This is a genomic window from Gordonia sp. CNJ-863, from assembly GCF_001942325.1.
In the GTDB taxonomy this organism is placed as follows: domain Bacteria; phylum Actinomycetota; class Actinomycetes; order Mycobacteriales; family Mycobacteriaceae; genus Gordonia; species Gordonia alkanivorans.
The window spans coordinates 34509-54495 of sequence record NZ_MKKG01000004.1; the positions used below are offsets into that span (position 1 = coordinate 34509).

Sequence of the window (19987 nt, forward strand, 5' to 3'; positions counted from 1 at the left end):
GGCTCGGTCAGCCGGCGGTGTTCGCGCGTGCCGAATGGAACTTCACCGGTTCGCCCAGGCTGTTGAGGAGGACCTCCCGCAGCTGATCCGGAATCGGCGTCGGCCGGCCCACCGCCGGGTCGACGACCACCAGCGTCGTCTCCGCCGTCGCGCAGAGGACGCCCTCCTTGTCGAACAGGCGCAGCGCCATCGTGAACGACGATCGACCGACCCGCCCGATGCACGAACGCACGGTCACGGGGTGGGTCGAGTAGTGGACGGGTGCGGAGAACTCGATGTCCTGGCGTGCCACGAGGAAGGAGAAGTTCCGCGGCCCGTCGGGAATCCACTCGTGGAAGGAACGCACACGCGCCTCCTCGAAGAGGCGGGAGATCTGCACGTTGTTGATGTGATTGTTGATGTCCATGTCGCCCCATCGGAGATGGACGGGGATCTCGAGGACATAGTCCGGTGCAGATCGTTCAGAGGCCACGGCAGCAACCATAACGGCGGGACACGCCCGCTGCGTACTGCGGTACCGACCGTGTCGAGACCGTAGACTCGCCTCCGGGGAAACGGCAGAGATGCGCAGGCAGGCAGTCGCCGCCCGCGTCTCCGCACGGTGCGTCCGCGCGATTCGCGGGCTCAAGTCGGGCAGTGAGGGGCCTCGGGTGAACATCGACACGGCACGGGCACGTCTGCGCCCGGTGTCTGCGATGGACATCGACGACCTCGTCCACCTCGACAGCGATCCCGAGGTCATGCGTTTCGTCAGCGGCGGCACCCCGACCCCCCGGGCGGTCATCGAGGACTGGGTGGTGCCCCGGGCCGAGTCCGAGCGCCGGATGTACGGGACCGGCACCTGGGTGCTCTGCGATCCCGCCACCGACGCATTCCTCGGCTGGGCGTCGCTGCGTACTCCGCGTCACAGCCGACGCCCCGAACTCGAACTCAGCTACCGCATCCGCCGGACGGTCTGGGGACGCGGCCTGGCCACCGAGGCCGCATTCGCCCTGATGGCATTCGCCTTCGACCATCTCGACACCGAACGCGTCTTCGCCGGCACCGTCGCGGGCAACATGCCCTCGCGGCGCGTCATGGAGAAACTCGGCATGACGCTGTCGGGAATCCACGTGGGCGAGGAAACCGTTGGAGCAGGCATGCCCACGCATCCGCTCCATCTCGGTCCCGACCGGTACGAGGTCGAGTACCAGATCCTCAAGACCGAGTGGCAGCGACGATCTCTGCGCTGGTCATCGGCCAGCGATCTGACAGCCTGACCCCTGTGGCGACACCGTCCGCACGGCCGTGACCGCGCTCAGGGCGTCGCGCCACGCCGTCCTGGTCGCGCCCGGTCGCGCATCATTGACTACCGTTGTGGGCAAGTACGGTTTTGCCTCGATCCCCGTCACGTGGTTCGGCCACGTCACGACACGAATCCACACGGTACCGAAGCACAAACCGTCCCCCATCGAGCGAGAAGGAGATGTCTGGAGATGAGCAGCCCCGCCGTCCAGGCCCCCGCTGTAGCGGCCACCGACCGCAGGAAAGTGGTCATCATCGGCTCCGGCTTCGGCGGATTGTTCGCCGCCCAGCGTCTGGCGAAGGCCGACGTCGACGTGACGCTGATCGCCAAGACCACCCACCATCTCTTCCAGCCGATGCTCTACCAGGTTGCGACGGGCATCGTCGCCGAGGGTGAGATCGCCCCGGCGACCCGCGTCGTCCTGCGCAAGCAGAAGAACACCTCGGTACTCATGGGCGACGTCTTCGACATCGACCTCGAGGCCAAGACGGTCTCCTCGCGACTCCTCGAGCGCATCACGGTCACGCCGTACGACGACCTGATCGTCGCGGCCGGCGCCGATCAGTCGTACTTCGGCAACGACCACTTCGCCGAGTACGCGCCGGGTATGAAGACCATCGACCACGCCCTCGAACTGCGCGGCCGTATCCTCGGCGCCTTCGAGCAGGCCGAGCTGTCCCACGACCCCGCCGAGCGCGCCAAGCTGCTCACCTTCGTGGTCGTCGGTGCGGGACCGACCGGTGTCGAGCTCGCCGGCCAGATCGCCGAGATGAGCGACAAGACCCTCAAGGGCGCGTTCCGCAACATCGATCCGACCGAGGCGCGGGTCATCCTCCTCGACGCCGCCCCGGCAGTGCTGCCGCCGTTCGGGCCGAAGCTCGGCGGCAAGGCCGCAGCCCGCCTGGAGAAGATGGGCGTGGAGATCCAGCTCAACGCGATGGTCGTCGACGTCGACTACGACGGCTTAGTCGTCAAGGAGAAGGACGGCACCACCCGTCGCATCGAGTCGCAGTGCAAGGTGTGGTCGGCCGGTGTGCAGGCCAGCCCGCTCGGCCAGCAGCTCGCCGAACAGTCCGGCGTCGAACTCGACCGCGCCGGCCGCGTGAAGGTCGGACCGGATCTGACGATCCCGGGTCACCCCGAGGTCTTCGTCGTCGGCGACATGATGGCCGTCGACGGCGTGCCCGGTGTCGCGCAGGGCGCCATCCAGGGCGGCCGCTACGCCGCGGACGCGATCAAGGCCGAGCTGAAGGGCCAGACGCCGGACCAGCGCAAGCCGTTCAGCTACTGGGACAAGGGTTCGATGGCCACCATCTCGCGGTACTCCGCGGTGATGCAGGTTCCGGTCCCGGGCTTCAAGAAGCCCTTCGAGACCGAGGGCTACTTCGCGTGGCTCGGCTGGCTCGCGCTGCACCTCGTGTACCTCGTCGGGTTCCGCAACCGACTGAACACACTGATCAACTGGTTCTTCGCCTTCACCACCCGAGGCCGTTCACAGCTCGCCGTCACCGAACAGCAGGTGTACGCGCGCACCGCGATCGGACAGTTGTCGGCGCTGGAGAAGCAGGCCGCAGAAGGCAACGGCAGCGGACCCGATGCCGAGGCCGCCGAGACCGACTCCGGAACGGTCGACTCGAAGGCCACCGACGCCTCGGGATCGGTACCGACAGAAGGCAAGGACGCTGTGGGCAAGCAGTCCGAAGCGGCCAGCTGACGCCAAGACCGGCAGACCCGCAACAGCGCTGGTTCCCTATCCGCTGGGGACCAGCGCTGTTGCGTCGAGGGCATCGGTGAGGCGGCGAGTGGCCGTCACCGACGAGCCGAGCGCACTGGTGAGGGTCGCTTCGCCGACCAGCCGTAGGCGGGCCGCGAACTCGCTCGGGTGCACGTCCTCGGCGCGATCGTCCGGATAGCGGAAGACACTGCTCATCGCACGATGGCCGATCGCGGCGGCCGGTGTCGACGCGCCCAGCGCCACGCGATGTGCCAGCCACACCTCTCCGCCGACCGCCACCCGTAGACCTCCGGTCCAGGCGCCGGTGCGGTCGCGCTCGATCCGGTCGAGATCCGTGGTGGTCGCCCCGTCTATCTGCACGGATCGGCCGATCTGGACGTGTTCGTACAGATCGAGGACCGCGGACGGATCGAGGGCGGCGACGATGTCCGAGGTGTGGATCGCGCCGCCGGCGACCACGGTCGGTTGCGGATCGAGGCGCAGGCGGCCACCCGCACCCACCTCGATCTCCCATCTCGCCCGGGAGTCCAGGTGGTCTCGTGCGGGCAGGGCGATCGTGGCGGCGACACTGCCGACGCTCAGATGCGCTCCGGGCTCCACGCGAATGCGGACCACGATCTCGTCACCACCCAGCGGTGTGGCCGCGGTGCCGATCAGCTGGGCGTGGCCGGGTGAGGTCACCCGGACGGCGAGACCACCCGTCGCGCGGTGCCGCACACCGCGGTCGGCGGTCGCAACGATCTCGACGTCGGTGCGCATCGCTACCTGGCCGTCACGGGCGCGGCGAGCTGCTCGCGCACCCAGGCCAGCACATCGGTCGCCGCCGGATCGTCGGTCAGCGAGATCATCGCCGTCGGACGCCCCTCGCGAACCTTGTCGGCATCGCGACGCATGACCCCGAGGTCGGCGTTGACGCGCTCGGCGAGATCGGTCTTGTTGATCACCAGCAGATCCGAGAAGGTGACGCCCGGACCGCCCTTGCGCGGGACCTTGTCGCCGCCGGCCACGTCGATCACGAAGATCTGGACGTCGATGAGGCCCGTCGAGAACGTCGCGGTGAGGTTGTCACCACCGGACTCGACCAGAATGAGGTCGAGCGGCGGGTTCGCCTCGACGAGGTCGTCGATGGCATCGAGGTTCGCGGTGATGTCGTCGCGGATCGCGGTGTGCGGGCATCCGCCGGTCTGCACGGCGGTGATCCGCTCGTCGGGCAGAACCGCGTTGCGGCGGAGGAAGTCCGCATCCTCGGTGGTGTAGATGTCGTTGGTCAGCACGGCCACCGACAGCTCGTCGCGCAGCTGGCGGCAGAGTGCCGCGACGAGGGCGGTCTTGCCGGACCCGACGGGACCGCCGACGCCGATGCGCAGCGCCTCACCGGGTTCACGCTTCCGGCGGGGCCGGTCGTGGTCGTGGCTGTGGGGCTGCCCGTCGATGAGATGCGGGGGCATCGTTGACTCCTCTTGGTCGGACCCACAAGTCAGGTACCTGCGGGTTGTTCAGGACATGAAGAGCGGCATCGGTTGCCGCTCATGACGTTCGGCGAAGATGTCGAGGACCGGGTCCGACGTTTCGGCGAGGCCCACCGCCGCCTCGGCCGCGACGCGTTCACATTCGGCGCCGAGATCGGCGATCATGATCGACACATCCGCCGGGTCCAGGGCGAGCAGGCGCTGGCCGGCGGTCGCCGACCCGCTCATCGTCGTGTACACGAGGACCAGTGCGGTGTGGAATCCGGACAGCGACGACGCCGCGCCGATCGATCCGCTGATCACCGGCAGATGTGTCGTCGGCCGATGCGCCGACCAGTCGTGGTCGGGGAACATCCGGCGCGCGAGCCGGACCATCCCGCGACCCTGCGCGAGCGAGGCCTTCCGGGCCGCGGCCGACGGGGTGCGGGCGTCCATCTCTCGTTGCGCCGCGCCGACTTCGATCACGCCGTCGGCGACCGCGGCGGCGACCGATGCCGCGACGAGACCGCTCGTCGTCACGCGGCGGTACAGGAAGTCGGCGAGATCGGCTGCCGTACGGATGAATCCGTCGGCAATCGCCTGCTCGACACCACCGGAGTGCACGTGCCCGCCGACCGGCAGCCGGGAGTCGGCCAGCGACAACATCATCGCCAACGGGGCGGGCGCGGGCGAGGACGGCGGCGGTTCCGGACGGTCGGACATCAGAACAGGAAATACCGCTGTGCCATCGGGAGTTCGGACACCGGTTCGGCATCCCACACCTCGCCGTCGACCTTCACCGTGAACGTGTCGGGGTCGACCTCGATCGTCGGGCACGCGTCGTTGTTCACCATGTCGGCCTTGCCGACGCCTCGGGTGTTCTCGACCGGGACCAGACGACGATCGACGCCGATCCGTTCGGCGAGGTCGGGGTCCGCGCCGGGGGCGACGAAACTCACCGATGTCGCGGCCGCCAGTTTCGGTGCGGCACCGAACATCGGGCGAGGCAGGACCGGTTGCGGGGTGGGGATCGACGCGTTCGCGTCGCCCATCGCGGCCCACGCGATCGCGCCGCCCTTGATCACCAGATCGGGCCGGACGCCGAAGAATGCCGGATCCCAGAGGACCAGGTCGGCCAGCTTGCCGACCTCGACTGACCCGATCTCGTCGTCGAAGCCGTGCGCGACGGCCGGGCAGATCGTGTACTTGGCGATGTACCGCCGGGCCCGGTTGTTGTCGGCGCGACCGTCACCAGGAAGCGCACCGCGCTTGCGCTTCATGACGTGTGCGGTCTGCCAGGTGCGCAGGACCACCTCGCCGATGCGTCCCATCGCCTGCGAGTCCGAGCCGATCATCGAGATCGCACCGAGGTCGTGGAGCAGGTCCTCGGCGGCGATGGTCGACGGCCGGATCCGGCTCTCCGCGAAGGCCAGGTCCTCCGGCACCGTCGGGTTGAGGTGGTGGCACACCATCAGCATGTCGAGGTGTTCGTCGAGGGTGTTCACGGTGTGCGGTCGCGTCGGATTCGTCGACGACGGAAGCACATTGGGATATGCCGCGACCGTGATGATGTCGGGCGCGTGGCCGCCGCCGGCACCTTCGGTGTGGTACGCGTGGATGCTGCGGCCGGCGATCGCGCCGAGCGTGCTCTCCACGAAGCCCGCCTCGTTCAGGGTGTCGGAGTGGAGTGCGACCTGCACCCCGGTCTCGTCGGCGACCCGCAGGCACGCGTCGATCGCGGCGGGGGTGCTCCCCCAGTCCTCGTGCAACTTGAAACCCGAAGCGCCCGCGCGGATCTGCTCGTGCATGGCCGCGGCGCTGACCGTGTTGCCCTTGCCCAGCAGGGCGATGTTCATCGGCCAGTGGTCGGTCGCGGCGAGGATCGACGCGAGGTGCCAGGCGCCCGGCGTGACGGTGGTCGCCTTGCTGCCCTCGGCCGGACCGGTACCGCCGCCGATCAGCGTCGTGATGCCGTTGCCGAGTGCCTCGTCCATGATCTGCGGGCAGATGAAGTGCACGTGGCAGTCGATGGCGCCGGCGGTGACGATCTTGCCGTTGCCGGCGATGATCTCGGTCGACGGTCCGATGACGAGGTCGGGGTGGATGCCGTCCATCGTGTCGGGGTTGCCGGCCTTGCCCATCGCGACGATGCGTCCGCCGCGGATTCCCAGGTCCGCCTTGATGATTCCCCAGTGATCGAGAATGACGACGCCGGTGATGATCGTGTCGGGCGCCCCGTCGGCGCGGGTCGCCCGGCTCTGGCCCATCGACTCACGGATCACCTTGCCGCCGCCGAAGACCGCCTCCTCGCCCGCACGGCCGGGTCCGCCCGAGAGGTCGTCGGTGACCTCGATGAGCAGATCGGTGTCGGCGAGTCGGATCCGGTCGCCGGTCGTCGGACCGAAGAGCTGCGCGTAGCGGTCGCGTCCGAGTGTCGCCATGTCACTTGCTCCCGTCGGCGTCGGTCGTGCGCGCCGGCGAGCCCACCGGCCCGCATTCACCCGGCGGATCCATCGAGATCCCGTACACCTCACGGGTTCCCCCGAGCGGGACGAGACCCACGGTCATCTCGATCCCCGGCTCGAACCGCACGGCGGTGCCGGCCGGGATGTCGAGGCGCCGTCCGTGCGCGAGCGCGCGATCGAAGTCGAGGGCGGCGTTGGACTGAGGGAAGTGGACGTGGCTGCCGACCTGCACCGGGCGATCACCGGAGTTGACGACGCTCAACTCGACGACGTCCGCGCCGGCGTTCAACTCGATCGTGCCCTCGGCGGGGATCACCTCGCCCGGGACGAGCGAGGAGCGTGTGGCAGTGGGTGGCGTAGCCGACATCTCGGCCTCTCTTCGACAGCTGGAGATCGGTTGGCGGAGCGGAGTTCAGGCGATCGGGTCGTGGACGGTCACCAGCTTGGTGCCGTCCGGGAACGTCGCCTCGACCTGGACGTCGTGCAGCATCTCGGGCACGCCGTCCATCACGTCGTCGCGTCCGAGCACCTCACGACCGGAGGTCATGAGCTCGGCCACCGACCTACCGTCGCGGGCCCCCTCCAGAACATGATCGGTGATGAGCGCGACCGCCTCGGGGTGATTGAGCTTCAGGCCGCGCGCCTGCCGCCGTCGCGCGAGCTCGGCCGCATACGAGATCAACAGCCGTTCTTGTTCATGCGGCGACAGTCGCACCGAGTTCGCTCCTCGCAGATGGCCGACCGGGTGGTCGTCGTTGATGGCAGTGGAGACATCCTGCCACGCCGAGGAGGCCTCGGCTCGCCGACGGCCACCGGGTTCGCCGGTGATCGCGAGATCAGTACTCCGGCGGTGAGACCGTGACCGCTCGGACCGGGATTCGCGAGACGAGCTCCGACCGGTTACCGGGCTTCGATGTTCTGGAGTCGCACCTGGGTCCTGGCGAGCAGCGTGCCATCCTGATCAACCATGTCGACGGCCCACAGCTGCTGACGCCGACCGCGGTGGATCGGCGTCGACGTCGCGGTGACCGTGCCGGCGCTGACGGACTTGAGGAAGTCGGTGTTGTTGTTGACGCCGACCGCGTGACCGCCGATGCCGGTCTCCTGCAGCCAGATGAATCCGCTCATGCTCGCCACGCTCTCACCGATCGCGCAGTAGACGCCGCCGTGGACGATCCCGAACGGCTGATGGTGACTCTCGGTGATCTCCATGGTGGCGACGATCCGATCCGGACCCGCCTCGACGACCTCGAGTCCGAGCACGCCGTCGAGTCCCTTGCCGAAGGAGTTCCGGAGGATCTCGTCCGCACTGTTCGCAGTCATGGCGTCAACATTGGCACGGCCGTCCGGCGTTCGCGATACCGACCCGGGAACACCGATGCCGGCCCCGGCGTTGTCTGTCCAGTGAAAGCGGAAGGCCCCGCACCTCGATGAGATGCGGGGCCCTCCGTGACGTGAACCGGGGGTCTCTGCAGCCCTCAGGACTCTCGCGCGGTCCGACGTGACACTTAATGTAGGCTAGCCTTACCAACGTGTCAAGGGCTCGGGCGTAAGGCCACGTGAAAGGCGAAATCGCCTCCGCGGACGCGACAACCAGATGAAGACGTGAGCCGAGGGCGCACAACGGAAGGCACAGCAGTAAAATGCGAAAGATGAATGGGCTAGGCGACCTCGAGCGCGCGGTGATGGACACGTTGTGGGCGGGCTCCGAACCGAAGACCGTCCGGCAGGTGCATGCCGAACTGTCCCAGGATCGATCCCTCGCCTACACGACGGTCATGACCGTTCTGCAGCGTCTCGCGAAGAAGAACCTGGTGACACAGATCCGCGACGACCGCGCACACAAGTACGTCCCCACCCACCCCCGCGAGGACCTGGTCGCGAGTCTGATGGTCGACGCACTCAGCGAGGCCGACGCGCCCGGATCGCGGCACGCAGCCCTCGTCTCGTTCGTCGGACGGGTCGGTGCCGACGAAGCCGCGGCGCTCCGCCACGCTCTCGATGAACTCGAAGCCGCCCGAGGAACCCGCGACACCGGTTAGATTCGCGGCACAACCCCCAACAGCCCACCCCTGAGGAAGCCCACCGGATGACCGCCCTGCTCTTCGGCATCGTCAGCCTGGTGCTCGCCGGACCCGTACCCGAGGCATTATCTCGGGCGCAGTGGCCGATCCGAGCGCCACGCGCGGCGATGACGCTGTGGCAGGCCATCGCACTCGCCGCCGTGTTGTCGGCGTTCAGCTGTGGCCTGGCGATCGCCGCCAACCTCCTGGTGATCGGGGCCGACGGCACGCCGACGACGCATCCGCTCCGCGAGATCGACCGCCTCGGCCTCCCCCTGTGGCTGACCTGCGTGGGCGTCTTCATCCTCACCCTGCTGGTCGGCGCCCGCCTCTTCTACACGACCATCCGCGTCGGACTGCGCACCCGCGCCCGTCGCAAGGCCCACCGCCAGCTGATCGACATCCTCGATCGCTGCGACCGGACCGACGCCGATGACCCCCTCTACGCCCGCGACGTCCGCATGATCGACGTCGAGCAGCCGCTCGCCTACTGCCTCCCCGGTCTGCGCCAGCGCGTCGTCGTCAGCGAGGGTGTCGTCCACCGACTGACGCGCGACGAGCTCATCGCCGTCATCGCCCACGAACGCGCACATCTACGGGCCCGACACGACCTCGTGCTCGAGGCCTTCATCGCGCTGCACGAGGCCTTCCCGCGGTTCGTCCGTTCCAGGTCCGCTCTCGGCGCCGCCGAACTGCTCGTCGAAGCGCTCGCCGACGACCAGGCCGTCCGAGCCACCGCACCGACGACCCTCGGCCGCGCGCTCGTCGCCTGCGCCGACGCGGTGGCCCCCCGCGGTGCGATGGCGGTCGGCGGGCCGACCACGCTCACCCGCGTCCACCGCCTGCGCGACGACCGCCCCGCCCACTGGATCGCGGTCGGCGCCTACGCGACTGCCGCTGTCATCCTGGTGCTGCCGACCCTCGCGGTCGCGATCCCCTGGCTCACCGAGCTCAACCGCCTGATGTCGGCTTTCTGAGTCCGCCAACCCCCGACCGGTTGAACACCTTCCGCGCGCGGCCCGAATGGTGAGGCAGATCGCCGGATCGGATCGTGAGGCAATAGGCTGTCGGACATGAACAACGTCGAGGCATCGTCACCGTCCGGGAAAGCTCAGATCGGCGTCACCGGTCTGGCCGTCATGGGTTCGAACATCGCGCGTAACTTCGCCCGCAACGGGTACACGGTCGCGCTGCACAACCGCAGCATCGCCAAGACCGACGCACTGCTCGAGAACCACGGCAGCGACGGCAATTTCATCCGCACCGAGACGGTCGCGGAGTTCGTCGCCGCACTCGAGCGCCCGCGCCGCGTGCTGATCATGGTCAAGGCCGGCGACGCCACCGACGCGGTGATCAACGAGCTCGCCGACGCGATGGAGCCCGGCGACATCATCATCGACGGCGGTAACGCCCTCTACACCGACACCATCCGCCGCGAGGCGGCGATGTCGGCGCGTGGACTGAACTTCGTCGGCGCCGGCATCTCCGGTGGTGAGGAAGGCGCCCTCAACGGCCCCTCGATCATGCCCGGCGGACCCGCCGAGTCGTACAAATCACTCGGCCCGCTGCTCGAGTCGATCGCCGCCCAGGTCGACGGCGAACCCTGCTGCACCCACATCGGTCCCGACGGCAGCGGCCACTTCGTCAAGATGGTCCACAACGGCATCGAGTACGCCGACATGCAGCTCATCGGCGAGGCCTACGACCTGATGCGCAAGGCCCTCGACATGCCCGTCGCCGAGATCGCCGACGTCTTCCGCGAGTGGAACGGGACCGAACTCGAGAGCTACCTCATCGAGATCACCGCCGACGTGCTCAGCCAGGTCGACGCCGAGACCGGCAAGCCGCTCGTCGACGTCATCGTCGACGCCGCCGGCCAGAAGGGCACCGGCCGCTGGACCGTGAAGTCCGCGCTCGACCTGGGCATCCCGACCACCGGCATCGCCGAGGCCGTCTTCGCCCGCGCCCTGTCCAGCGCCACCGACCAGCGCGTCGCCGCCCGCGGCCTGTCGTCGGGCAACCTCGGGGACGCGCCCACCGACAAGGCGCAGTTCATCGCCGACATCAAGACCGCGCTGTATGCCTCCAAGGTCGTCGCCTACGCCCAGGGCTTCGACCAGATCGCCGCCGGCAGCGCCGAATACGGTTGGAACGTCGACCGCGGATCGCTTGCCACCATCTGGCGCGGCGGCTGCATCATCCGCGCGCAGTTCCTCAACCGCATCCGCGAGGCCTACGCCGACGATCCCGAGCTGCCCAGCCTGCTCCTCGCCCCCTACTTCCGCGAAGCGGTCGAGGTCGGCATCGACAGCTGGCGCCGCGTCGTCGCCACCGCCACCCTGCTCGGCATCCCGGTGCCGGCCTTCGCCTCGTCGCTGTCGTACTACGACGCCCTGCGCGCCGAGCGCCTGCCGGCCGCCCTCACCCAGGGCCTGCGCGACTTCTTCGGCGCCCACACCTACAAGCGCGTGGACAAGGAAGGCACCTTCCACACGCTGTGGAGCGGCGACCGCTCGGAAGTGACCGAATAGGAGCCTGCGAGAACCGGTGCGATTCATCGAAGGCCATCGGCCGACCCACGACCTGACCTACGACGATGTCTTCATCGTCCCCAACAGGTCTGATGTCAGTTCGCGATTCGATGTCGACCTGTCGACCTCGGACGGCAGCGGGACCACCATCCCGATCGTCGTGGCGAACATGACGGCGGTCGCGGGCAAGCGCATGGCCGAGACGGTCGCGCGCCGCGGCGGACTCGTGGTCCTCCCGCAGGATCTTCCCATCGAGGCCGTCGCGTCGTCGATCGCGTTCGTGAAATCGCGCCACCTCGTGGCCGACACCCCGGTCACGCTCACCCCGTCGGATTCGGTGTCCGATGCGGTCGCGTTGATCCCCAAGCGATCCCACGGCGTCGCGGTCGTCGCCGAGGACGGACGCCCGGTGGGTGTCGTCACCGAGAAGCGGTGCCGCGACGTCGACCGCTTCGCCCGGGTCCGCGAGGTCCTCGACCCCGACATCGTCACCCTGCCCGTCGACACCCCGCCCCGCGAGGTGTTCGACGCGCTCGGCGACCTCCACCTCGGCGTCGCCGTGCTCGTCGACGCCGACGGCAAGCTGGCGGGTCTCCTGAACCGCGTGGGCGCGCTGCGCCACGCGATCTACGAACCGAACGTCGACGCGTCCGGCAAGCTGCGGATCGCCGCGGCCGTCGGGATCAACGGCGACGTGGTCGGCAAGGCCCGCGCGCTCGTCGCGGCCGGTGCCGATGTGCTCGTCATGGACACCGCGCACGGGCATCAGGAGAAGATGCTGACCGCACTGAAGTCGGTCGCCGATGCGGGACTCGGTGTCCCGATCGCGGCGGGCAACGTGGTCTCCGCGGAGGGCACCCTCGACCTCATCGCCGCCGGCGCGTCGATCATCAAGGTCGGCGTCGGCCCGGGCGCGATGTGCACCACCCGGATGATGACCGGCGTGGGTCGGCCGCAGTTCTCCGCGGTGGCCGAATGTGCCGGGGTCGCAGCGAGTCACGGTGCGTCGGTGTGGGCCGACGGCGGTGTCCGTCATCCGCGCGACATCGCCCTGGCGCTGGCGGCCGGTGCGTCGAACGTGATGGTGGGCTCGTGGTTCGCGGGCACCCACGAATCACCCGGCGATCTCCTCGAGGACGAGCAGGGCCCGTACAAGGTGAGTTTCGGTATGGCGTCGAAGCGGGCGGTGGCCGCGCGGTCGACCGGCGACAGCCCGTACGACCGTGCCCGCAAGAGTCTCTTCGAGGAGGGCATCTCGTCGTCCCGGATCCGGCTCGATCCCGATCGTCCCGGCGTCGAGGACCTCATCGACCACATCTGTTCCGGGATTCGCAGCACCGCAACCTATACGGGGGCCAGGAACCTGCGGGAACTGCACGACAAGGTCGTCCTCGGAGTCCAGTCGCCCGCCGGTTTCGCCGAAGGGCGTCCCCTGCCGGGCGGGTGGTGACGTGGAGATCCTGCTTCTCGTCGCCAGCCTGATCGGCTTCATCGCCCTCACGCTGGGCACGGCGCTGTTCGTCGCTGCCGAGTTCTCGTTGACCGCCTTGGAACGCTCGACGATCTCGGCGGACGTGGCCAAGCGCGGGGACCGGCGCGCACGGCTGGTGCAGCGCGCGCATTCGACGCTGTCGTTCCAGTTGTCCGGCGCCCAGCTCGGCATCACGATCACCACGCTGATCACCGGCTACATCGCCGAACCCGTCCTCGCCCGCATCATCAAGCCGCCGCTGGAAGCGGCCGGGGTGAGTCCCTCGGTCGCCTCGGCGACGTCGCTGATCCTCGCTCTCGTCATCGCCACGTCGCTGTCGATGGTCCTGGGTGAGCTGATCCCGAAGAATCTCGCGATCGCCAAGTCGCTGGCCGTCGCCCGTGCCACATCGGGTCCGATGACGGCGTTCTCCGCGGTCTTCCGCTGGGCGATCAACGGACTCAACGGCACCGCGAACTGGATCGTCCGCCGGTTGGGCATCGAACCGACCGACGAGCTCGCCTCGGCCCGCTCACCGCAGGAACTCGTGTCGCTGGTCCGCAACTCGGCCCGGCGCGGCGCGCTCGACGAGCAGACCGCCACGCTGGTGGACCGTTCGCTGCGCTTCGGTGAGCTGACCGCCGAGGATCTGATGACGCCGCGAGTCACCATCGACACCCTCGACCGCGAGGACACCGTCCGCGATCTCGTGATGGCGTCGTCGCGCACCGGGCACTCGCGTTTCCCCGTCGTCGTCGACGGTGACCTCGACGACCTCGTCGGCGTGGTCCACATCAAGCAGGCGTTCACCATCCCGCCCGAGCGTCAGGCCACCACGCGCGTCACCTCGATCGCACGCAGCGTGCCGCGCGTCCCCGCCAGCCTCGACGGCGACGCTCTGATGCAACGCATCCGCGCCGACGGCATGGAGCTGTGCGTCGTCATCGACGAATACGGCGGGACCGCGGGCATCGTCACCACCGAGGACCTCATCGAGGAGATCCTCGGCGACGTCACCGACGAACACGACGACGAGCGCGCCGACGTCGCGATCGACGGCAACGGCTATCTCTGTGCGGGGCTGCTGCGCATCGACGAGCTCTACGACGCGACCGGCTATCACGCCCCCGACGGTCCGTACGACACGCTCGGCGGCCTGATCATGTACTGCCTCGGACGCATTCCCACGGTCGACGACGTCGTCGACCTGCCCCGCCGCTCCCCGGTCGGCGACGGCGACGACGACTCGCCCGAGATGCCCGAAGCCCGCGACGACATCACCTGGCGGGCCACCGTCGCCCAGATGGACGGCCGACGCATCGACGTCGTCGCATTGCGACCGGCCCCCGCCGGCGACTCCCTCGGCGACGAGCCACGAGACACGGAGGCCGGAGATGGGTGACCTCTGGGCTGTCGTCCTCGCCTTCGCACTGCTGGGCGGCAACGCCTTCTTCGTCGGCGCCGAGTTCTCGCTGATCTCGGCGCGCCGCGACCGGCTCGAGGCGTTGGCCGAGAGCGGCAAGAGTCGTGCACGAACCGTCATCAAGGCCGGTGAGAACCTGTCGCTGATGCTGGCCGGCGCCCAGCTGGGCATCACGATCTGTTCGATCCTGCTCGGCCGCGTCGGCGAACCCGCGGTCGCGCACCTCATCGAGAAACCGCTGGAACTCGCGCACGTGCCGCACGCGCTGCTGCACCCGATCTCGTTCGCCATCGCGTTGTCGCTGGTGGTGGTGCTGCACATCCTGCTGGGTGAGATGGTGCCGAAGAACATCGCCCTCGCGGGACCCGAGTCGGCGGCGATGCTGCTGGTCCCGGTGCACCTGATGTTCATCCGCCTGGTGCGTCCGCTCATCTCCTTCTACAACTGGCTCGCCAACATCTCGCTGCGCCTGATGCGCGTGGAACCGAAGGACGAACTCGAGTCCACGGTGTCGCTGGGCGAGCTGGCGCAGATGCTCGGCGAGTCCAAGCAGGAAGGTCTCATCGATGCCGAGGAACACGAGCGCCTCACCCGCGCTCTGCAGTCCATCGGCCGCACCGTCGCCGAGGTGATGATCCCCCTCGAGAAGATGCGCAGCGTCAAGGTCCAGGTGTCGGCGACCGGCGGGATCGGCCCGACACTCGGCGCCGTCGAGAAGGCCGTCAGCGAGACCGGGTTCTCCCGCTTCCCGGTCCGCGGATCCGACGGCACGTTCACCGGTTACCTGCATCTGAAGGACGTCCTCGACGAGATCCTCGACGAGCACATCGGCCCGGACACCATCATCGGTGTCGACAAGATCCGCCCGCTGCCGGTCATCGCGTCCAACACACCCCTCGACGAGGCGACCACCGTGCTGCGCCGCACCAGCTCGCACCTGGGCGCCGTCGTTGACGACAACGGCCGCACGATCGGCATCGTCCCGCTCGCCGACCTCGTCGAGGAGTTCGTCGGCAACGTCCGGGACGAGACCCACCGGGTGTGACGACCGTGACCGCGCACGTGGAAGAGCAGACCGTGTTGACGGGCCGCGAGTGGCGGGCCCGGCGCGACGAGCATCAGGGACGCGTCGACGCGCTCATCGGTCCGTACCTGGAGGCGCGCCGCAAGGGCGGCAAGCATCCCGTCGTCGACTTCCTGTTCACCTACTACTCGTCGCGGCCGTCCCATGTGCTGCGCTGGCATCCGGGCTTCGGCGTGCGTCTCGAGGACGCCGACGAGTTCCTGCCCCTGCGCGGCTACGAACGTGCCGACTCCGGTGTGCACGTGGGCATCGACTACGTCCGACGCCGCCGCGACGCACTGCAGGCCACGGTGGATCTGCTCGACGCCACCGCCGCGCGTCCGGCCCGGCTGGGCTGCTTCGGGCTCCACGAGTGGGCCATGGTCTACCGCACCGACGAGACCCGGCACGACATCCCCTTGCGTCTGGGTGCCGCCGGCACCGACCGGGTCGTCGAACAGATGCCGTTGCGCTGCACGCACTTCGACGCGTACCGCTTCTTCACCGAGCCGGCGCGGCCGCGCAACGAGAACGAGCTGAACCGTGCGTCGCAGATCGACCACGAACAGCCGGGGTGCCTGCACGCGACCATGGACCTCTACCGGCACTGCTTCACCCTGGCGCCGCTGTTGCCCGCCGACCTCACCGTCGACTGCTTCGAACTGGCGCTGCGCGCTCGTGACCTCGACATGCGTGCGAGTCCGTACGACCTGCGCCACCTGGGATATGAGCCGGTCCCGATCGAGACCCCCGCCGGACGAGCCGAATACGTCCGGGAACAATCGGCCATCGCCGACGCCGGAACACAACTCCGCGCGGAGGTGTTGGGGCGGTGTACGCACCTGGCCGAGATCGCTCGCCACGCCTAAACAGGACGCCTGTACGGTTCAGCGTTACCGGCTAGTAGCATGGATGTCGTCTTCATTCGCTCGAGAAAGGCAATCATGTCGGACCGGATCACCGTCAACGGGTTGCAGGTCGCTTCCGTCCTGTACGACTTCATCAACAACGAGGCGTTGCCCGGTACCGGTGTAGAGGCCGACGCCTTCTGGTCGGGTGCGGCATCGGTGATCGCCGACCTCGCCCCACGCAACCGTGAGCTGCTCGCCGTCCGCGACGATCTGCAAACCAAGATCGACGCCTGGCACCGCGATCACCAGGCGCCGACCTCACCCCGGGCTCTGCGGATTTCGACGCCTACAAGTCCTTCCTGACCGAGATCGGTTACCTCGCCGAGGTCCCGGCCGACTTCCAGATCACCACCGGCAATGTGGACCGCGAGATCGCCGAGACCGCCGGTCCGCAGCTGGTCGTGCCGGTCCTCAACGCCCGGTTCGCGCTGAACGCCTCCAACGCCCGCTGGGGTTCGCTCTACGACGCCCTGTACGGCACCGACGCGATCCCGGAGACCGACGGCGCCGAGAAGGGTTCGTCGTACAACAAGGTGCGCGGCGACAAGGTCATCGCCTACGCCAAGGACTTCCTGGACAAGGCGGTCCCGCTCGAGCAGTGCAGCTACACCGACGTGCGGTCCTTCGCCGTTCAGGACGGCGCCCTGCAGGTGACCCTCGACGGGGGCGCGACCTCGACGCTGGCCGATCCGGCCGCCTTCGTCGGCTACCGCGGCGACGCCGGCTCACCGTCCTCGATCCTGCTGCGCAACAACGGTCTTCACCTCGACATCGAGATCGATCCCTCCTCGCCGATCGGTTCCACCGATCCGGCCGGCATCAAGGACGTCGTCGTCGAGTCCGCGATCACCACGATCATGGACTTCGAGGACTCGGTCGCCGCGGTCGACGCCGAGGACAAGGTCACCGGCTACCGCAACTGGCTGGGCCTGAACAAGGGCGATCTGTCCGAAGAGGTCACCAAGGGTGGCAAGACCTTCACCCGTGTGCTCAACGGCAACCGCGAGTACACCGCTCCCGACGGCACCGGCTTCGACCTCCACGGCCGTTCGCTGCTGTTCGTGCGCAACGTCGGTCACCTGATGACCAACGACGCGATCCTCGACGCCGACGGCAATGAGGTTCCCGAGGGCATCCTCGACGGCCTGGTCACCTCGCTGATCGGCATCCACGGCCTGAGCGCAGAGGGTCTGCAGAACTCGCGGACCGGTTCGGTCTACATCGTGAAGCCGAAGATGCACGGCCCCGACGAGGTCGCCTTCACCGTCGAGCTGTTCGGTCGCGTCGAGCAGGTGCTCGGCCTGCCCGCCAACACGCTCAAGGTCGGCATCATGGACGAGGAACGCCGCACCACGGTCAACCTGAAGGCATGTATCAAGGCCGCCTCGGAGCGCGTGGTGTTCATCAACACCGGCTTCCTCGACCGCACCGGCGACGAGATCCACACCTCCATGGAGGCCGGCGCATGGTGCGCAAGGCCGAGATGAAAAAGCAGAAGTGGATCGCGGCGTACGAGGACTTCAACGTCGACACCGGCCTGCACGCCGGCCTGCAGCACAAGGCGCAGATCGGCAAGGGCATGTGGGCCATGCCGGACCTGATGGCCGACATGCTCGAGCAGAAGATCGGTCACCCCAAGGCCGGCGCCACCACCGCATGGGTGCCCTCGCCGACCGCCGCGACCCTGCACGCGCTGCACTACCACCAGGTCGACGTCTTCGAACGTCAGGACGAGATCGCCAAGCGCGACCCGGCGTCGGTCGACGACATCCTCACCGTGCCGCTGGCCGCGAAGACCGACTGGTCCGACGAGGAGAAGCAGCAGGAACTCGACAACAACTGCCAGTCGATCCTGGGCTACGTGGTCCGCTGGATCGATGCCGGCGTCGGCTGCTCGAAGGTGCCCGACATCCACGACGTCGCACTGATGGAGGACCGCGCCACCCTGCGTATCTCCAGCCAGCTGCTGGCGAACTGGCTGCGCCACGGCATCGTCTCCGAGGCCGACATCGTCGCATCGCTCGAGCGGATGGCCCCGGTCGTCGACCGCCAGAACGCCGGCGACAAGGCCTACAAGCCGATGGCCCCGGACTTCGACTCCAACATCGCCTTCCAGGCGGCCAAGGAGCTGATCCTCGAGGGCACGACGCAGCCCAGCGGCTACACCGAGCCGATCCTGCATCGCCGTCGCCGCGAGTACAAGGCCGCCAACGCGGCCGGCTGACACCTCGGTCACGACGCACTGATACGACCGTGCCGGTCCCCGGTGGACCGGCACGGCGTATCGTCGTACCCTGCGCTGCACATCGACCGGGTGGAGCCCGGGGACAGCACGCTCAGAGCAGGGAGGGCATCGGCGTTGGCACATCATCGGAACCGCGGCGAGAGTATCCGCAACCGTGGCGTCAGCCGAGGTGTCGTCTTCGCACTGCTGTCGATTCTGCTCGTCGCCGCCATCGTGGTCACCTGGCGCGACCTCGGTGACCGCATCAACCGGCAGGCCGACGACGCCGCCGCCCAATGCGTCGAGGGCGCCACGTCGGTGCCGATCATCGCCGACCCCGACATCGCACCCGGGCTCGCCGCGATCGCGACCTCCTTCACGAACACGAAACCGGTGGTCCGCGACCACTGCGTCACCATCGCCGTCCGGCCCGGCGACGCGAAGATCACCCTCGACGGCCTGACCGGGAAGTGGGACGCCGAGTCGATGGGTGCCTACCCCGCTGCCTGGGTGCCGCAGTCGTCGGTGTGGTCGGCGGATCTGGCCACGGCCAAACCCGATCTGATCGAGGGCAACTCCCGTTCACTCGTCTCGACACCGGTCGTTCTCGCGGTCTCGCCCGAACTCGCCAAGGCCGCCGGCGACCAGCTCGACTGGTCGCAGATCCCGCTCCTGCAGCAACGCGACGCCTCGCTCACCGAGTTCGGCCTGCAGGGCTGGGGCTCGTTGCGCATGGCGATGCCGATCGGCGCCCAGTCCGATGCCAGTGCACTGGCGGCGCAGGCCGTCGCCACCCGCGTGACACGGACGACCGGCCCGCTGACCACCGCCGACGCCGAGTCGCCGCGGGTGACCTCCAGCGTGAAGGCGATGCTCGGCGGCGCGCCGCTCTCGCCCGATGGAACCCCGCAGGGCGCGGCCACCGCGATCGCCAATGCCGCCGACCCGGCCAAAGCCGAGATCCACGCCGTGCCGATCACCGAGCAGCGGCTGTACCAGATCACCAAGACCGACCAGCCCGCGCGGCTGTCAGAGGTGATCCCGTCCGGACCGACGCCGATCGCGGACTACCCGATCATCCGTCTCTCCGGCCCGGAGGTCGGAGACGTCGCGGCCGACGCGGTCGCGGACTTCATCTCCTACGCATCACAGCCCGAACAGCTGAAGCTGCTCACCGAACTCGGCTTCCGCGGCGACGCCCCGATGCCGTCGGCCACCGCCACGGTCACCTTCCCGCGAACCCGCGATCCGATGCCCACGCCGGAGGACGGCGCGATCGTCGCCATCAACCGCGTCGTCTACGGACCGACGAGTGTGCCGGCGAGCTCTGCGGTCTCGCCGGCACCTTCGGGAACCGCGGGCGGGTAG

The 19987-nt window shown here is 68.6% G+C and carries 18 protein-coding genes and 1 pseudogene; 11 read left to right on the forward strand and 8 right to left on the reverse strand.

What is annotated here, in order from left to right; all coding sequences use genetic code 11:
• Positions 1 to 7: 7 nt before the first annotated feature.
• Positions 8 to 484, reverse strand: coding sequence for a thioesterase family protein (locus tag BJF87_RS02170; RefSeq protein WP_006360927.1), 477 nt, complete (start codon positions 482 to 484; stop codon positions 8 to 10).
• Positions 485 to 650: 166 nt separating this feature from the next.
• On the opposite strand from BJF87_RS02170, the gene BJF87_RS02175 reads away from it, so the two are divergent.
• Entirely contained in the window at positions 651 to 1259 is a 609-nt protein-coding gene (locus BJF87_RS02175) for a GNAT family N-acetyltransferase (protein ID WP_006360926.1), read from the forward strand.
• Between the two features lie 216 nt (positions 1260 to 1475).
• Positions 1476 to 2999 carry an NAD(P)/FAD-dependent oxidoreductase gene (locus BJF87_RS02180; RefSeq protein ID WP_006360925.1) on the forward strand — a complete coding sequence of 508 codons (1524 nt, stop codon included), beginning with the start codon at positions 1476 to 1478 and terminating at the stop codon, positions 2997 to 2999.
• Between the two features lie 36 nt (positions 3000 to 3035).
• Here BJF87_RS02180 and BJF87_RS02185 read toward each other — a convergent pair whose 3' ends face one another.
• From BJF87_RS02185 to BJF87_RS02215, 7 genes are all read right to left on the reverse strand, one after another.
• The gene (locus BJF87_RS02185) at positions 3036 to 3779 is read right to left on the reverse strand and encodes an urease accessory protein UreD (RefSeq protein ID WP_035752291.1); all 744 of its coding nucleotides are present in this window, start codon (positions 3777 to 3779) and stop codon (positions 3036 to 3038) included.
• 2 nt (positions 3780 to 3781) lie between these two features.
• Complete coding sequence (ureG, locus tag BJF87_RS02190) at positions 3782 to 4468, reverse strand: urease accessory protein UreG (protein WP_006360923.1); 687 nt, start codon at positions 4466 to 4468, stop codon at positions 3782 to 3784.
• Positions 4469 to 4516: 48 nt separating this feature from the next.
• Complete coding sequence (locus BJF87_RS02195) at positions 4517 to 5191, reverse strand: urease accessory protein UreF (RefSeq protein WP_035752290.1); 675 nt, start codon at positions 5189 to 5191, stop codon at positions 4517 to 4519.
• Positions 5191 to 6909 carry an urease subunit alpha gene (locus tag BJF87_RS02200; protein ID WP_042375723.1) on the reverse strand — a complete coding sequence of 573 codons (1719 nt, stop codon included), beginning with the start codon at positions 6907 to 6909 and terminating at the stop codon, positions 5191 to 5193. Before BJF87_RS02200 ends, BJF87_RS02195 begins: the two co-directional genes overlap by 1 nt.
• Position 6910: 1 nt before the next feature.
• Positions 6911 to 7300 carry an urease subunit beta gene (locus BJF87_RS02205; RefSeq protein WP_006360920.1) on the reverse strand — a complete coding sequence of 130 codons (390 nt, stop codon included), beginning with the start codon at positions 7298 to 7300 and terminating at the stop codon, positions 6911 to 6913.
• Between the two features lie 45 nt (positions 7301 to 7345).
• The gene (locus tag BJF87_RS02210; RefSeq protein WP_006360919.1) at positions 7346 to 7648 is read right to left on the reverse strand and encodes an urease subunit gamma; all 303 of its coding nucleotides are present in this window, start codon (positions 7646 to 7648) and stop codon (positions 7346 to 7348) included.
• Positions 7649 to 7833: 185 nt separating this feature from the next.
• Positions 7834 to 8256: a PaaI family thioesterase gene (locus BJF87_RS02215; RefSeq protein ID WP_006360918.1), complete on the reverse strand. Its 423-nt coding sequence runs from the start codon at positions 8254 to 8256 to the stop codon at positions 7834 to 7836.
• A 320-nt stretch (positions 8257 to 8576) separates the two neighbouring features.
• Here BJF87_RS02215 and BJF87_RS02220 point away from each other — a divergent pair, with 320 nt between their 5' ends.
• From BJF87_RS02220 to BJF87_RS02260, 9 genes and pseudogenes are all read left to right on the forward strand, one after another.
• Positions 8577 to 8975: a BlaI/MecI/CopY family transcriptional regulator gene (locus BJF87_RS02220; RefSeq protein WP_006360917.1), complete on the forward strand. Its 399-nt coding sequence runs from the start codon at positions 8577 to 8579 to the stop codon at positions 8973 to 8975.
• A gap of 47 nt (positions 8976 to 9022) precedes the next feature.
• Complete coding sequence (locus BJF87_RS02225) at positions 9023 to 9973, forward strand: M56 family metallopeptidase (protein WP_006360916.1); 951 nt, start codon at positions 9023 to 9025, stop codon at positions 9971 to 9973.
• Positions 9974 to 10069: 96 nt separating this feature from the next.
• Positions 10070 to 11527 (forward strand): NADP-dependent phosphogluconate dehydrogenase, encoded by a 1458-nt coding sequence (gndA, locus tag BJF87_RS02230; protein WP_006360915.1) that lies wholly within the window; start codon positions 10070 to 10072, stop codon positions 11525 to 11527.
• A 16-nt stretch (positions 11528 to 11543) separates the two neighbouring features.
• Positions 11544 to 12977 carry a GuaB1 family IMP dehydrogenase-related protein gene (locus BJF87_RS02235; RefSeq protein WP_006360914.1) on the forward strand — a complete coding sequence of 478 codons (1434 nt, stop codon included), beginning with the start codon at positions 11544 to 11546 and terminating at the stop codon, positions 12975 to 12977.
• Position 12978: 1 nt separating this feature from the next.
• Entirely contained in the window at positions 12979 to 14400 is a 1422-nt protein-coding gene (locus tag BJF87_RS02240) for a hemolysin family protein (protein ID WP_006360913.1), read from the forward strand.
• Positions 14393 to 15466 (forward strand): hemolysin family protein, encoded by a 1074-nt coding sequence (locus tag BJF87_RS02245; RefSeq protein ID WP_006360912.1) that lies wholly within the window; start codon positions 14393 to 14395, stop codon positions 15464 to 15466. Before BJF87_RS02240 ends, BJF87_RS02245 begins: the two co-directional genes overlap by 8 nt.
• Complete coding sequence (locus tag BJF87_RS02250; protein WP_006360911.1) at positions 15463 to 16353, forward strand: hypothetical protein; 891 nt, start codon at positions 15463 to 15465, stop codon at positions 16351 to 16353. The genes BJF87_RS02245 and BJF87_RS02250 overlap by 4 nt, the downstream gene beginning before the upstream one ends.
• Before the next feature lie 75 nt (positions 16354 to 16428).
• Positions 16429 to 18619: pseudogene (locus BJF87_RS02255) on the forward strand (malate synthase G).
• Positions 18620 to 18754: 135 nt separating this feature from the next.
• On the forward strand, positions 18755 to 19987 hold the full coding sequence (locus tag BJF87_RS02260) for a substrate-binding domain-containing protein (RefSeq protein ID WP_006360909.1): 1233 nt from the start codon (positions 18755 to 18757) through the stop codon (positions 19985 to 19987).